We start from the raw sequence: 14,343 nt of genomic DNA, 5'->3' as shown, positions 1-14,343 counted from the left end.
CAGTCTTGCCTCTGCTGGGAAGGGGAGTGCGTATGTTATGAAAAATCTGCAAGAGACCATGAAGCAGTTGCAAAAAGCATCCGAAAGTTTGTCCAAGCTCGGTTTTGACCCAGATCATCCATGGAAAGCATTGAGCCAGATGGGACAGGTGCTGGATACAAATTTTTGGGAGAATATCGCGACGCTCAATAAGCAAGCAGCACAAAAGACGGCTGCCGCAGCCACGCCAACTGTACCACCCGTGAAAAAGGGGAAAAAAAAGACGAAGGAAAAACCGATGCGTTTCGTGCAGGTAGACGATTCGCATTTTTCCCCAGTCTCGGATATCTTCCAATCAGAGGAAATGGTCATTGTTTCCTGTGAACTGCCGGGCTTCGATCGCGATAGTCTGGAGATTACCCTCTTCGACCAACGTTGGTTGGAGGTTAAGGGGATTATCAAGGAAAGTGAGCACAAGGGGCTTCGTACACAAGGGGAGAGAAGCTACGGCCCTTTTTATCGAAAGCTGGCTCTTCCGGTTTCCGTCAGTTCAAAAGGGATGAGGGCTCAGTATCAGGACGGGGTGTTAGAAATTTATTTGATGCGTGGCAGGGCTGCGAACGAACGAAAAACCACATTTAAGGCGAGCTTGTAAAAGCAGGTAGCAGTGGAAAATGAAAAAAGAACCTGGATCTTCCTACCAGGTTCTTTTTATTGCACAGTAACAGACGCGATGATATAATCAGATCACGACTGATTTTGTCAATATAGTCAAAGTTATTGCATCCTACACTTTAATCGTACCATGCTGGTGAACTCTTGTCAAATGTTTTTTCTCAATTTAATGGATAGGGGAGATATTGAAATGAGTTCTTTGGTTCTCGGTTTTCAGGAAATGGAAAAAACGCAGCTTTATCTCGTTGGCGGAAAAGGATTACATTTAGGGGAACTGTCAAAAATACAAGGAATACACGTGCCAGAAGGGTTTTGTGTGACGACAGTGGGATATCAAAAGGCCGTCGAACAAAACGAAGTGTATCATGCTTTGTTGGATCGACTCACCATGCTAAAAGTACAAGACCGAGAACAAATTGGAGAAATCAGCAGGAAGATTCGACAAATCATTATGGATGCAGAGATTCCTTCCGATGTTGTGAAAGCCGTTACTCACTATCTCTCTCGGTTTGGAGAGGAGCATGCTTATGCAGTGCGTTCAAGTGCGACTGCTGAAGATTTACCACATGCCTCTTTTGCAGGTCAACAAGACACCTATTTAAATATCATCGGAAAAGAAGCAATCTTGCAGCACATCAGCAAATGCTGGGCTTCCCTCTTTACAGATCGAGCGGTCATCTACCGTATGCAAAATGGATTTGACCATAGTCACGTTTATTTATCCGTTATCGTTCAAAGGATGGTTTTCCCACAGGCTTCCGGGATTTTATTTACCTCTGATCCCATTACATCCAACCGGAAGTTGCTATCCATCGATGCCAGTTTTGGGCTTGGAGAGGCACTGGTCTCTGGCCTGGTATCTGCTGATTGTTATAAAGTGCTGGAAGAAGAAATCGTCGAGAAGAGGATAGCAACCAAACATTTGGCTATCCATGGACGAAAAGAAGGCGGAACAGAGACGCAGCAGATCGATCCCGATCAGCAAAAGACGCAAACACTTGCAGATGAACAAATTTTACAACTGGCACGCATTGGAAGACAGATCGAAGCTTATTTTGATTCCCCACAAGATATCGAATGGTGCTTGGTTGAGGACACCTTTTATATTGTCCAGAGCCGGCCAATCACGACTTTATATCCCATCCCTGAAGCGAATGATCAAGAAAATCACGTTTATGTATCTGTTGGCCATCAACAAATGATGACCGACCCTATGAAACCATTGGGACTGTCTTTTTTCCTGTTAATGACTCCCGCACCCATGAGCAAAGCGGGGGGAAGGTTATTTGTTGATGTTACAAAAATGTTGGCTTCACCTGACAGCAGACAAACCATATTAGATACCCTGGGACAATCCGATCCGCTTATCAAAGACGCACTGATGACCGTCCTAGAGCGAGGCGATTTTATACAATCTTCTCCTAATGATAAAAATGAACAGAATCCCGGTAAATGCAATAAAGGCATGTCGGCTTTTGGTTTTCAAGAACAATTCGAAAATGATCCGGCAATTGTTTCTGATTTGATTAAGCGCAGTCAAAGATCGATCGAAGAGGTAAAGCATAACATCCAAACGAAATCAGGACCGGATTTATTTGATTTTATTCGAGAAGACATCCAGCAATTAAAGAAGATTATATTTGATCCACAAAACATAGGTGTGATTACGGCTGCTATGAATGCTTCAAAATGGATCAATGAAAACATGAACATGTGGTTAGGGGAAAAAAACGTAGCAGACACGCTTTCTCAATCTGTGTCAAATAATATTACTTCGGAAATGGGTCTGGCGCTCATGGATGTTGCGGATGTCGTTCGTCCTTATCCAGAAGTCATTGATTTTTTACAGCATGTAAAAGATGATAACTTTTTAAATGAACTGGTTCACTTTGAAGGTGGACAGGAGACGCGAGACGCAATCTATGCGTATCTCACGAAATACGGGATGCGATGTTCCGGAGAAATCGATATAACGAAAACCCGTTGGAGTGAAAAACCAATCATGCTTGTCCCCATGATTCTAGGGAACATCAAAAACTTTGAGCCGAATGCTGGCAAGCGGAAATTCGAGCAAGGACGACAGGAAGCTTTGGAAAAAGAGCAAGAGTTAGTAGAGCGATTGAAGCAATTACCTGATGGTGAACAAAAAGCGAAAGAAACCAAACAAATGATCGACCTCATCCGGAATTTCATCGGCTATCGAGAATATCCAAAATACAGCATGATGAATCGCTACTTCGTTTATAAGCAGGCTTTACTGAAAGAAGCCGAACGACTCGTACAAACAAAGGTCATTCATGAAAAAGACGATATATACTATCTCACTTTTGAAGAACTTCATGAGGTCGTACGCACAAACAAATTGGATGATCAGATCATCAGCAAACGAAAAGACGAGTACAAGTTTTTTGAAAAACTGACTCCCCCACGTGTCATTACGTCTGATGGTGAAATTATTGTTGGTGAGTACAAGCGAGAAAATCTGCCAGCCAATGCGCTTGTAGGTCTACCTGTTTCAACCGGTGTCATAGAGGGGCGAGCACGCGTCATCTTAAACATGGAAGATGCTGACCTAGAAGATGGAGATATATTAGTCACCGCCTTTACTGACCCAGGATGGACACCATTGTTTGTATCCATAAAAGGCCTAGTCACCGAAGTTGGTGGACTGATGACCCATGGAGCAGTTATCGCGCGTGAATATGGCTTACCAGCAGTTGTCGGCGTGGAAAATGCAACAACACTGATAAAAGACGGACAACGAATTCGCGTGCATGGGACAGAAGGGTATATTGAAATATTGTAGTCAGGGGGCCTCGTGCCTCCTTTTTGTTTCGTTTTTCAGCCAAAATAAAAACAGTGTCAATGAAATAACATTAACACTGCAAGGATTAGATGTTCCCAAACATCGGTTGATCGACGACATTGGGGTCCAAAGTATTGGTTGCGTTGACACCATTGAGCGTATTTACGACGTTACCTGTGTTGCCGCCTCCTGAACCGGAGAATGTCTTGGCGGCGGTTTTTGGCGATATGTTGAGGGTGTCTCCGAAGTTAACAGTACCTGAATTGTTATTGATATTGACAGCTCCAATGACAGAAGGCACAGGCTATCTCCTCTCCCCAGTATGTGGTTCTTCGCGGAACAGGTGGCGAATGTTTACCACACGTGTTTCTAATGAAATGGACTCGTTTGAACCGATGTGGACAACAGAGGCAGCAGCTATGAAAGGGACGCTCACATTTCGAACAAAAATATAAGGACAGTCATGGAACGTATCGATGCAGATCGGTTCAGTCAGGCTAGGTGCGATTAAAGGAATGGAGTAGGCAGAGTAATTCTCGAACATAAATTCGTTTTCGTAAAAGATGGCCTTTTCACGCTGGACCGCCAAAATATTGGAAACAGCATCTAGGCACTGGGAATCACCTATTTGCAGAACCGATGAGCCATCTACTGAGAGGACATCTACTTTGTGGACATGGCTGGTTCTCCGATACATGGTGTCCCACTTCCTTACGAAGCAGGAATTGCCGTATCAACGGGAATAGTGGCACCTACAATCATTTTTTCAGGCGGTGTTTCATAAATCGATCGGAGGTTTACCGTCTGGGTGTCTCCGATAAATAAAGAAGCGGCAGAGGAGAGAGCTTCGATGGAGACGCGCTTCACACAAATGACTTCGTTTATCACCTGATACCTCATCATGGTTCGTTCACCTCACGAGGCAAATTTTTTACAAATGTTTCGCATGTTTTATCAATATCGCGTTTGACTTTTTGGACGATTGTTTGCACGAAAATGTCGAGATGCTCCGGTTCTAGTTCATCAGCAGGAAGCTCGTTTAAGTAATGCTTGATGCGTTGGTCAATCTGCTTTTTAATGTCATCTAAAATAAATGCTCGATAATTTTGGTCAAGTGGGTAATTGCACTCTGTTTCAATTTTTTCGAGAACGAGGTAGGCATCGCCCTCCAAATATTGATAAATCTCATTTTGTACACGGTCAAAAAGAGGAGCGCTGGTTTGGGGAGGATCAGGGATGTCCATCGACTGATTAATGGAGAAATCACCGATTCCAGAATCATTGCCTTTTGGATTTAATCCGATATTGAGAGTCCCTTCGAGGCGTTCAACTTTGAGCAAGTCGAATTTGTATTCATTTCTAATGACCGAAGGAATCTGCCTTTCTTTGAGGTCATTGACATCTTGTTGCAGTTGTTCAAGCATCTGCCTCATATTTTCGATCTTTTTGTTTTGCGATTGTATATAGTCATGTAACTGTTGAATATATTGCATCATTTCGTGTCCCATGTACATGACGACCATCCTTCTTCAGCTAGCATAAAGCGTAATTAGCGACGCCGCTAGGGCATGCGCGGGGTAATGCGTGACGGCTCTACCAACGGGACAAGTGGAACGAACTCCTCAGAAACAGCTTGAGGAAGTGGACCCGCTGGTGGTGCTGGTTCTGTGAATTCCCCTGTGTTGTAAAGCTTGGATAATGGCTTGATGATACCAGCACTTCCGATCTGGCACACAGAGGAGTTGGTAATGCCATCGATCTTAAGTGAGTTGATTACGATATGCTGCGTGACAAAAAAGTTCATGCGAAATCTCGTCCCTTTGCCCGGTAATCATTCGTTTCTTCTACAAAAAGCGGGATATCATTATCGGATTGTTCATTGACGTAGACGACGCTACGTGGAATTTTAAATGACAAATTTGTACCAGAATTGAATGATCCTCCACCTGCGAAGGTCTTGGCATAGCTGGTAGGAGCGATTTTACGGACGTCTCCGACATTGAAAACGCCGCCCACGTTGTTTACATTGATGACTCCAACGAATGCTGGCATGTTCGGCACATCCTTTTGGGAGAGATCCTCTCTGTATTGTATGTCGTAGGCCATTGGGTGTTCATACCTGTTTTTGCGACCGAACCAGTGCGAGTTGCATACGATGTATGGATGGGCGCGAGTTTTAGGAAAAGGAGAAAAAGTTCCATGAATATGAAGGTGACGAATAAAAAAATAGACGTCGGTGATTTCAGTTTTGGTGGAGTAACTAAGTCGTCGATTGTGCTGATTGGGGACACCGATGTCCTTTCCTGCTACTCTATATTTGATACGCCGCTACATGCCGTGATTTATTCACCCCAGGTTCCTATCCAGGCGTTAGACCTTGGTTTGCGAAGAGGGTAGCGGTGGTTTTTACGTGTTTGTGTATTTGGTCTGATAGTGGCTGAGAGCCAGCAACGGCCAAATCCAACGATAGCTGTGATAGGCAAAGTATGTGCCGCCAGGGCGTCCCCCGCCAGTCGGGTAGCGAGTCGTCCAGTCATTTGCTTGATTGTGAGTGAGCAAATAGTGAATCCCTCGTTGCAGCTCTGTCGTCGGCTTGGATGATACGGCTATCAGTGCATCGATTGCCCATGCTGTCTGCGAGGGAGTGCTTACTCCGAGGGGGATGTACGTTTTTTTCTGGTCACTCTGGCAAGATTCTCCCCAGCCGCCGTCGGGATTTTGGTTGGCAACCAGCCACGCAACCGCTTTTTGGATGGCGGGATCAGTAGGGGAAAAGCCAACCGCCATTAGCCCGGTAATGGCAGCCCAAGTGCCGTATAGGTAAGCAATTCCCCAACGTCCATACCAGGAGCCGTCTGACTCTTGATGTTTGAGAAGCCAGCGGACTCCTTTTTCTACATGTGGGTCAGTCAATGTTCGTCCGGCATCGTTTCCGAGGAATTCCAAAGTCCTCCCTGTCAAATCGGCAGAGGACGGATCTGTACTGACGGTATTAGCTCCTTCAATCGGCAGGTGGCGAATGAAATCAGCATCTGTATTTCGTTCAAAAGCAGGCCAGCCTCCATCGTCGTTTTGCATGGATAATAGCCATTCGAGACCGCGTTTCCAAGCAGCAGCGGCTGTCATATCCGTACGGGCGAGCAGGCGTAGAGAGCGCAGAGCAGCCGTCGTATCATCAATATCCGGGTTCATCGTGTTGTAGTCAGAAAAGCCCCAACCGCCTGGCTTTCCTTTTGGATTGCGGATTTTCCAGTCACCGTACGTATGCTGCTGTTTCTGGAGAAGGTAACGGTTTGCTTTTTGAATCGCGGGATGGGTGGTAGAGAGTCCGCTTTTTTGCAGAGAAGTAGTCAAGAGCGCCGTGTCCCAGACGGCTGATGTAGCTAGCTGCAAGTGTGCGCCGTTTTCGTAATCGCAGACACTGTTCGTAAGCCCTTGCATCGCCTTTCGAATAAGCGGATCTTTCGGAGAAAACCCCCGAGCGAGCAGCGCAAATATCATGAAAAAGGTAGAGGTCGAGTAATTGTACAGAGTACCATCTGGCTCGATTCGCGCCAGGATGTATTGTTCCAGGCGCCGCAGGGCGAGCTTGTGCAGTTGTCCGGGTAAAAAGGGGAGCCGCTGCAAGGAATCGTGGATGGTGGCGAGGAACGATTGGCCCTCCTTGAGGAAATTCTCCAGGAATCGATGCGGATATAGACCGCGTGAGATAGGCGTATCTGCGTATAGATCGGACAAGTCTGGTGCATTGTCAGGCTTTTTTACATATTTGCGATCAGCCACAATCATCATGGGTGCAAGATGGACACGAGCGTACCCGACAAAATCGTAAAAGCTGACAGGGAAGCTCGAGTGCAAGAGAGCAATCTCGACGGGAACGAGAAAATGCGAGGGCCACTGGTATTGGCCTGTCAAGGCTGTAGCAAATTTGGTGAGCATGTTCGCTTGTGTCAGCCCACCCTTTTCCAAAATAAACGAGCGAGCCAGAGCCATTCTTGGTTCGTTCTTCGTGTATTTGCCTGATAACAGCAGAGCGTAATACGAATCAATGGTCGTAGACAGATGGCCATCATGCTCGTCAGGATACAGCTTCCATGCCCCATTCTCGTGTTGGAGAGATATGATGTGAGCAGTGAGCTTCTCCATCAAACGCTCATCATGAATACCCAGTGTACGCAATAGGATGATCATGTGAGAATCTGTCATCGGTGAGCTTTCCAGACAAAAGCGCCAAGTGCCATCCTCTTGTTGGCGCTGTAACAAATAGGCTTGAATGCGGTTGATTTCTTGCTGGACTTCACGCAACTCATTCACCTCCCGATAAAATACGGCGTCTGAGGAAGAGAGGGGGAAGAGCATCGATGGGGTTGTCGTGGTACCAATACGCATCACGTCTGCCGCTTGCCATAAATATGGGGAAGGTCCGTACGGCGACAGCATTATTGCCAGAACAAGATCAAAAGACTGTAGAGCGGATTAGACAGGAGACACTCGCCCACAACCGCGACAACATAGACAGAACGCGCGCCTATTTGTCGTTTTATCAAAAACATCCACAAGTTCACTGGGCGCTATTGGCACATCTCGTATCACGTAATGCGGGATGGAGTATGACCGATTTGCGGGGAGAATTATTGCCTCGCTTGCTCCGAGCAAAAGAGCAGCAGGAATATTTTTCGTTCTTGGAGCGGGGAAACTGGCTGATTTTTCACGATGCATACCCTCAATTGTTACTGTATGAAGAGTGTGTCAGGCGACAGACCAACCTTTTTTATTTACTGCCTCATCTGGGCGTCTCTACTTTCATGCAGGCGATCTGGAATCATTTTTGGAAGACAACGGATAAAGATATACTCGCCATTGGTTTGATCATCAATGAACAAAACTACTTGGAAGAGCAGGTTATGAAAGACCCGACCTATCAAAATTCTGTTGTCCGCACAATCCCGTTTGCCCTGCAGGAGCTTTTGCAACTGAATATGATCTTGCTTCCTCAGCAAAAAAGGGTTGATGAGCAGGGAAGCTCCTTGCAGCTCGCGGGTGAGCGCGTGTTTCATTTTTCCTCCTTACCAGAGAGAATCAGCTTGGGAAAAAGGCTGTACAGTCTGCTGTTTGGGGCAATAAATAGGCAGGAGGCAGCGTACGCTTGGGCATTGGATCAGCCACACACAGGTTCGCGAAAAGATTATTGGCCCCATCTTTTTCACGATGTGAATGAGACAGTTCCTGGCAAGCCTTATCAGGTAAAACTAATGAACTGTCAGCTGCGATCAGGGGCAAAGCGGCTATTTTCCCCAACGCTGCGCCAAGTTTGGAGACCAGTCAACCATGAGCAGCCAAAGGAGTTAGATTGGTACAAAAACAAAGGCGATGTATGGCGTGTGTTGACTCGAACGGAGGAGACAGCCGATGCAACAGAGATGAGTGAAGCGTATTGCCAGGCGTTGGCAAAAATCGAGTGGGCTGTCGCAGCCAGAGCGAGAATACTTGGCTAACTTGTAGTAAAATAGAGAGGAATCCAAAACGTTAGACTGAACCTCGACAGGCTTAGAGAGTTTTAGAAGGAGCGATAACCATTTGAAGATATTAATTATTGCGGAGAAACCTGACATGGGACGAAATATTGCTGCCGCAATAGATCCTAAAGCGAAAAATCACCGTACCTATTTAGAAGGTGAAAAATACATTATTACGTGGGCAATCGGGCACCTAATTGAACTGGCGGAACCGGAGGCGTACGACCAAAAATATAAAAAGTGGAATATCAATGATCTTCCTATCATTCCCGAGCCATTTAAATTAGTGCCCAATCGGAAAACAATCGATCAGCTAAAAATAATCGGGCAGTTGGCCAAACGAAGCAATCTGCTGATTAATGCATGCGATGCCGGGCGGGAAGGTCAACATATCTTTTCACTCATTCAGCGACATCTAAAATTGCGTCAACCCGTTAAAAGACTGTGGATCTCGGACTTGACCCCTGAAACGATCAGGAAAGGATTTGCGGAGATGAAGGATGCCGCAGCCTATGAAAACTTAACGAGGGCAGCAAAAGCTCGTAGTGAAGCCGATTGGCTAATCGGGATGAATGGCTCACGTGCATTTACGACCAAACATAACGTGCTCCTTTCTGTCGGACGAGTACAGACCCCTGTCCTTGCTCTCATTTATGATCGACAGAAACAGATTGAAGCTTTCTCATCGGTTACGTTTTTTCAAGTAGAAGGGCATTTTTCGCAGGGGGAGAGGACGTACAAGGGGATTTGGCAAGGTGATCGCTTAACCGATCCATCTAAAGCAGAAATGTTGGCTCGTAAAGTGAAAGGAAAACAAGGGCGGATCGCGTCCTACGAAGTAAAGGATACCAAGGAGTACCCATTCAAGCTGTACGACCTGACATTGCTGCAACGTGAGGCCAATGGCAAGTACGGTTTTTCCGCCAAGAAAACCTTGGATGTAGCACAGGCACTCTATGAAAAACACAAGGTGATTTCTTATCCGCGGACGAATTCCAACTATGTGACGGAGCAAAATATTCCCGAAATGCACAACACCTTGTCGTCCCTGCAAGGCACTGGGTATGACGATCTGGTAAAGGGTGCAAACCGTAGTTTGGTTCATAAAGGCAACAAATTTATATGCAATCCAGCAAAAGTAGACGACCACCACGCTATCCTGCCGACAAATCGCAAGGCTTCAGGGTTAACGCCAGATGAGCAGAAATTATACGATTTGATCGTTCGTCGCTTTCTGTCACAGTTTTATCCGCCAGCGGAATATAAGATGCATACAGTCGTAACCGATGTCGAAAATGAATTTTTCAAAACATCGGTGAAAGAACGGAAAAGTCTCGGTTGGAAGATTATTTATGCTGACCAGCAGAAGGAAAAGCCCAAGAATGTAAAAGGTGCGGCCAAAGAAGAAGAGGATAAGGAAGAGATTGAAGTTAACGAGCCTTTTATCATTCAACCTGATGCCAGCGTATTATGCTCGGACGCCATAGCAAAGGAGAAAGAAACACAGCCGCCCAAGCATTATACGGAAGGAACGCTTCTAAAAGCCATGGAAAGCGCAGGCAAGCAAATCGAGGACGAAGAACTGCGTGATGCGATGAAAGAATCTGGTCTGGGAACCCCGGCAACTCGTGCCGCAACTATCGAACGGCTGAAAAAGGTCGGATACGTTGAGATGCAGGGGAAAAGGATTCAACTTACGCTAAAAGGCCGTACCGTTATCGAATTGATTAGGGGAGCAGGGATCGAACTATTAACCTCTCCTGAAATGACGGGGCATTGGGAGCGCCGCTTAAATGAGATCTCCCGAGGGACCGCTTCCGACGGGCAATTTATGGAGAATGTGAAGAAATTCGCTACGATGATCGTAGAAAAGGTTCGCGTGCAATCTCGTGCTGAGAAGACCTTATTTGAGAGTGAGAGTACCACGCAGAAAGGGTCTTCGAAAACAAGAGGACGAGCTGGCGGGCGAAGTACAGGCAGTTCAGGTAGCAGGAATGCCACAAAGACTGCAACTCGAACAGCAGCTAAGACCGCTAGTACTACTTCCAGTATCATCACCAAATGTCCACGACCGGGGTGTGGAGGCTCCATTTTCATGGGACGCAAAGGTTACGGTTGTTCGAATTACAACGTGGGCTGTAAATTCGTCATATGGAAAGAGAATTACGGGCGTATGCTGACGGATACACAGATTAAATCACTCATTGAAAAAGGCAAAACGGGTAAAATGAAGCTTGAACGTCAGGATGGAACACCATTTCAAGCAAAACTGATTTTGAAAAGCGTAGAATCGGGCGAACTTACTTTCGAACAGTAATTTTTTGTGACACGTAAATCAACAATTTGTTCATTCAAAATAGATCTCATCCCGTCGCTAAAACTGTTCACCCCCTACCTGTGGAAACCATGTTTAGGCTGGTTGGGACAAAAGAAGATCTCGCATCACTAGCGATGCTGTGGACTGCAAGCAGTTTAGGGGGTGCCGGCAATAATTCTTTGGAGTGATGGCCTTCACCGACTGGATATCCATTAATAGAAACACAATTGATCAGGTCTGTGGGCAGATCAATGGCTAACGGCGAAGAATGCGGGAACTAGGGATCTTGAAAGCAAGGGTAAAAAACTTTATCGAGGACTTTTCAACGAGGACGACCGCGTTTTAGCAGAAGGTTTGTGCGATCCAAAAAGTTCAAGCAAGATTGCCTTAACATGGTGAAGGACTTAAACTTTCTTACACGTTGAAAAAAACAATTGTAAGACTTCGGTACTTCACGTATAGTTGAAGGTAGTTATTGATTTTGTAAAAATAATGGAGGTGGGGAACATGACAATGACATACATGAGTTCTATTTCAGTATGCAATCATATTCCATTTCCCCATCTGGCGTACGTGAAATCCTCCTAGTTTATCTAGCAGGTTCTCTTAGCTGTGCCTAAAACACGGGGATTACCCGTGTTTTTTTGTATGGCAACGATGTACGCGTCAAAGGCTTGGTGTAGCCAAGTTTGTTTATGTTTGACGCCGTGGGGATCGAATATCCCCACGTTTTTTTTGCTATCTACTGCCGTGGGGATTGAAAGCTCCACGGCTTTTTTCTACTCACATACTAATTGGAGGTTGAGACGATGAGTACAATTAACAACGGTGCAGGACTTGTAATAGCAAAAGGGCTTTCGGAAGAGTGGTTGAAACAGATTGTCCATTTGGCAAAAATATGCGAAGCATACGATGAATTTGATTTATCCGTCAACCTGAACGTATCGATGCTCCAAAACCGCCAACCTGAACAAACGAATGATTTTCTGTACGTCCAAGATGGGCAACTGGTTGGATTCCTCGGTATGTATGCGATCGTCAGTCCGAAAGAAGTGGAGATCAGCGGAATGGTTCATCCAGACTATCGACGCAAAGGAATCTTCCGCGCTCTGTATGAACAAGCAAAAGCTGAATGTGAAAAGCGTGAGGTAACGCAAATTTTACTCGTCAGCAATCGCAAGTCCAAGGAAGCCAGTTCTTTTGCAGAAGGCGTAGCGGCCACTTATCAATTCTCTGAATACAAGCTGGATTACTCCGCTACAGCGCACGTAACTGCTGTGGAATCAGATAACCGTCTACAGCTTTTCCCAGCCACCACGAATGATTTTCAGACACTGGTAGAGATTGGCGTAAGCGGTTTTGAGGATACAACTGATCTCATGACTGCGCTAGTTACACGCAATTTGTCAGAGCCATCCTTCCAAACGTATCTGGCTCATTATGAGTCTGAACCAGTCGGGATGATTACCGTAAGCGAAGAGGATAACGAGTTTTTCATCTCAGGATTTTGCGTAAAAAAAGGGCTCCAAGGAAAAGGGCTGGGTAGAAAAATCCTCTCTCAGACAGTGGAAATCTTGAATCAAAGAGAACACATAGGAGGAATTAGCCTAGAAGTGGCTGTCGATAATCAAAACGCCTTGTCACTCTATCAATCTACAGGATTTGAAGTCGTCTCAGTCTACGACTATTATGTCGGGTGAGGCTTGATTGAATGAAAAATCATGCTTTGCTAGATTCCAATATGCTTATGATTTTCATCTATTCCTTTTTTACGAAATTTCATTTGTGGCTTCCCATCTATGTGCTGTATTTACAGCAGGTACGAGGCCTAAGTCTGGCCACAATCGGAATTGTAGAGGGATTTGGTTGGGTAGCTGCCGCTTTGGCTGAGGTACCGGCTGGAATCCTTGCAGATCGTTTCGGTCGCACCCGTTCTCTTGTGATAGGAGTCTTATTAATGGCTCCTGCCATGATCCTCTACGCATACACAGGCTGGTTCCCGATTCTTTGCTTGCTGCAAATCGTATGGAGCGTGGGAGGGAGCTTTATTTCTGGAGCTGACCAGGCACTCCTCTATGATTATCTACACGAGAAAGGTAAAGAAAATCTATTTTCCAAAGCGGTGAGCTATCAATTGGCAATAATGCGTATTGCCACTGCGTTTGCCGGAATCATTGGCGGGTGGTTAGCTACCTACTCGCTTGGTTTACCGTTTATTATTTGTGGGATTCTCTCCTTTGTTGCCGGGTGTGTTGCCTCTTTCATCAAAGAACCGAAACAATCGGGGGTGGGAACAAACAAAGAGCACGAACCTCTCATCCACTTCGTTTTCAGTACCTCAAGAAAGGTATGGAAGAGAAAGAGCTTGCGCAATGTACTGCTCTATTCTGCTATTCTGGCTGTTCCCGCTTTTTGCTTTACGTTTTTATTTGTTTCACCTTTCCTACATGAGAAAGGAATGACTATCGAATGGCTTGGCATTGTATTTATTTTCATACAAAGCACAAGTATTCTTGGTTCAGTCGTCTCCTATCACATGGAGAAACGATTGGGAGAGACAGCAACGGTTATCTTGTTCACCGTCATGATGGCTTTGAGTATTTTCATGCTTCCGTTGTTGCCTGAACTATCCGGGATCATCTGTATGATTCTCATCAGCTTCTTTTACTCCATCATCGAGCCTGTCTTAATCAATATGACGAATCAGCGAATCTCGGGGAATTCACGCAGTACGCTACTTTCTTATTCATCCATGATTAAGACGATCATCTTGGCGGTTCTGGTTCCTTTTTTCGGAAAGCTCGCAGAAGATGTTGGCTACCCTATTCTATGTACACTGATCTCTGTCGTTCTAATCGTTCTACCTTTGGTTTTCTTACGCAAAGAAAAGGATACGGCTACGCTATGATCTGAGCATACCTTTGAAGAGCCCCACAAAAAATGGCTATCCGATGCCGCGGCTGGTAAAAAAACTGAGCTAGCATGGATAGCCATTTTCTTCTACATCTGAGATGGACGATCCGGGAGTAGTTCAATAAATTTCTCCACAT

Annotated in this window: 14 protein-coding genes; 7 read left to right on the top strand and 7 right to left on the bottom strand. The window is 45.6% G+C overall.

Annotation, left to right across the window (positions count from 1 at the left end; all coding sequences use genetic code 11):
* Positions 1 to 37 precede the first annotated feature (37 nt).
* Positions 38 to 634, top strand: coding sequence for an Hsp20/alpha crystallin family protein (locus tag HP567_RS21585; protein ID WP_173608192.1), 597 nt, complete (start codon positions 38 to 40; stop codon positions 632 to 634).
* A gap of 210 nt (positions 635 to 844) precedes the next feature.
* Positions 845 to 3,460 carry a phosphoenolpyruvate synthase gene (ppsA, locus tag HP567_RS21580; RefSeq protein ID WP_173608191.1) on the top strand — a complete coding sequence of 872 codons (2,616 nt, stop codon included), beginning with the start codon at positions 845 to 847 and terminating at the stop codon, positions 3,458 to 3,460.
* An 85-nt stretch (positions 3,461 to 3,545) separates the two neighbouring features.
* Here the strand turns inward: ppsA and HP567_RS21575 are convergent, their stop codons facing one another.
* Genes HP567_RS21575 through HP567_RS21550 form a run of 6 tightly spaced genes read right to left on the bottom strand, consistent with a single transcriptional unit; the run spans position 3,546 to position 5,512 of the window.
* Complete coding sequence (locus HP567_RS21575) at positions 3,546 to 3,761, bottom strand: spore germination protein (RefSeq protein WP_007717765.1); 216 nt, start codon at positions 3,759 to 3,761, stop codon at positions 3,546 to 3,548.
* A gap of 3 nt (positions 3,762 to 3,764) precedes the next feature.
* On the bottom strand, positions 3,765 to 4,157 hold the full coding sequence (locus HP567_RS21570; protein WP_173608190.1) for a spore germination protein GerPE: 393 nt from the start codon (positions 4,155 to 4,157) through the stop codon (positions 3,765 to 3,767).
* Between the two features lie 14 nt (positions 4,158 to 4,171).
* A complete protein-coding gene (locus HP567_RS21565; RefSeq protein ID WP_173608189.1) occupies positions 4,172 to 4,363 on the bottom strand; it encodes a spore gernimation protein in 192 nt (63 codons plus the stop codon).
* Positions 4,360 to 4,974 (bottom strand): spore germination protein GerPC, encoded by a 615-nt coding sequence (locus HP567_RS21560; RefSeq protein WP_173608188.1) that lies wholly within the window; start codon positions 4,972 to 4,974, stop codon positions 4,360 to 4,362. The genes HP567_RS21565 and HP567_RS21560 overlap by 4 nt, the downstream gene beginning before the upstream one ends.
* Positions 4,975 to 5,021: 47 nt before the next feature.
* Positions 5,022 to 5,264 (bottom strand): spore germination protein GerPB, encoded by a 243-nt coding sequence (locus tag HP567_RS21555; protein ID WP_173608187.1) that lies wholly within the window; start codon positions 5,262 to 5,264, stop codon positions 5,022 to 5,024.
* Complete coding sequence (locus tag HP567_RS21550; RefSeq protein WP_173608186.1) at positions 5,261 to 5,512, bottom strand: spore germination protein; 252 nt, start codon at positions 5,510 to 5,512, stop codon at positions 5,261 to 5,263. The genes HP567_RS21555 and HP567_RS21550 overlap by 4 nt, the downstream gene beginning before the upstream one ends.
* 147 nt (positions 5,513 to 5,659) lie before the next feature.
* Here HP567_RS21550 and HP567_RS21545 point away from each other — a divergent pair, with 147 nt between their 5' ends.
* Positions 5,660 to 5,857 carry a hypothetical protein gene (locus tag HP567_RS21545; protein ID WP_173608185.1) on the top strand — a complete coding sequence of 66 codons (198 nt, stop codon included), beginning with the start codon at positions 5,660 to 5,662 and terminating at the stop codon, positions 5,855 to 5,857.
* Positions 5,858 to 5,866: 9 nt separating this feature from the next.
* On the opposite strand, the gene shc is transcribed toward HP567_RS21545, so the two are convergent.
* Entirely contained in the window at positions 5,867 to 7,849 is a 1,983-nt protein-coding gene (shc, locus tag HP567_RS21540; RefSeq protein WP_173608184.1) for a squalene--hopene cyclase, read from the bottom strand.
* On the opposite strand from shc, the gene HP567_RS21535 reads away from it, so the two are divergent.
* The 4 genes from HP567_RS21535 to HP567_RS21520 all read left to right on the top strand — a co-directional run bounded on the left by HP567_RS21535 (position 7,822) and on the right by HP567_RS21520 (position 14,201).
* A complete protein-coding gene (locus HP567_RS21535; RefSeq protein ID WP_173608183.1) occupies positions 7,822 to 8,955 on the top strand; it encodes a DUF2515 domain-containing protein in 1,134 nt (377 codons plus the stop codon). The two genes, shc and HP567_RS21535, sit on opposite strands and share 28 nt — an antisense overlap.
* An 82-nt stretch (positions 8,956 to 9,037) precedes the next feature.
* Complete coding sequence (locus tag HP567_RS21530) at positions 9,038 to 11,293, top strand: type IA DNA topoisomerase (RefSeq protein WP_173608182.1); 2,256 nt, start codon at positions 9,038 to 9,040, stop codon at positions 11,291 to 11,293.
* A gap of 809 nt (positions 11,294 to 12,102) precedes the next feature.
* A complete protein-coding gene (locus HP567_RS21525) occupies positions 12,103 to 12,993 on the top strand; it encodes a GNAT family N-acetyltransferase (protein WP_173608181.1) in 891 nt (296 codons plus the stop codon).
* A gap of 11 nt (positions 12,994 to 13,004) precedes the next feature.
* Entirely contained in the window at positions 13,005 to 14,201 is a 1,197-nt protein-coding gene (locus HP567_RS21520; protein ID WP_173608180.1) for an MFS transporter, read from the top strand.
* Positions 14,202 to 14,343 lie beyond the last annotated feature (142 nt).

It is taken from the genome of Brevibacillus sp. M2.1A (genome assembly GCF_013284355.2).
Taxonomy (GTDB): Bacteria; Bacillota; Bacilli; order Brevibacillales; family Brevibacillaceae; genus Brevibacillus.
The sequence above is the reverse complement of the archived record's forward strand: the minus strand, read 5'-3'. Positions and strand labels throughout refer to the sequence as shown.

Coding starts and splice junctions, on each gene's coding strand:
- HP567_RS21565 (WP_173608189.1), bottom strand. CDS start 4,363: ATGATGAGGTATCAGGTGATAAACGAAGTCATTTGTGTGAAGCGCGTC.
- shc (WP_173608184.1), bottom strand. CDS start 7,849: ATGCGTATTGGTACCACGACAACCCCATCGATGCTCTTCCCCCTCTCT.
- HP567_RS21555 (WP_173608187.1), bottom strand. CDS start 5,264: ATGAACTTTTTTGTCACGCAGCATATCGTAATCAACTCACTTAAGATC.
- HP567_RS21550 (WP_173608186.1), bottom strand. CDS start 5,512: ATGCCAGCATTCGTTGGAGTCATCAATGTAAACAACGTGGGCGGCGTT.
- HP567_RS21585 (WP_173608192.1), top strand. CDS start 38: ATGAAAAATCTGCAAGAGACCATGAAGCAGTTGCAAAAAGCATCCGAA.
- HP567_RS21525 (WP_173608181.1), top strand. CDS start 12,103: ATGAGTACAATTAACAACGGTGCAGGACTTGTAATAGCAAAAGGGCTT.
- HP567_RS21520 (WP_173608180.1), top strand. CDS start 13,005: ATGAAAAATCATGCTTTGCTAGATTCCAATATGCTTATGATTTTCATC.
- HP567_RS21545 (WP_173608185.1), top strand. CDS start 5,660: ATGAATATGAAGGTGACGAATAAAAAAATAGACGTCGGTGATTTCAGT.
- HP567_RS21570 (WP_173608190.1), bottom strand. CDS start 4,157: ATGTATCGGAGAACCAGCCATGTCCACAAAGTAGATGTCCTCTCAGTA.
- HP567_RS21535 (WP_173608183.1), top strand. CDS start 7,822: ATGGGGTTGTCGTGGTACCAATACGCATCACGTCTGCCGCTTGCCATA.
- ppsA (WP_173608191.1), top strand. CDS start 845: ATGAGTTCTTTGGTTCTCGGTTTTCAGGAAATGGAAAAAACGCAGCTT.
- HP567_RS21560 (WP_173608188.1), bottom strand. CDS start 4,974: ATGTACATGGGACACGAAATGATGCAATATATTCAACAGTTACATGAC.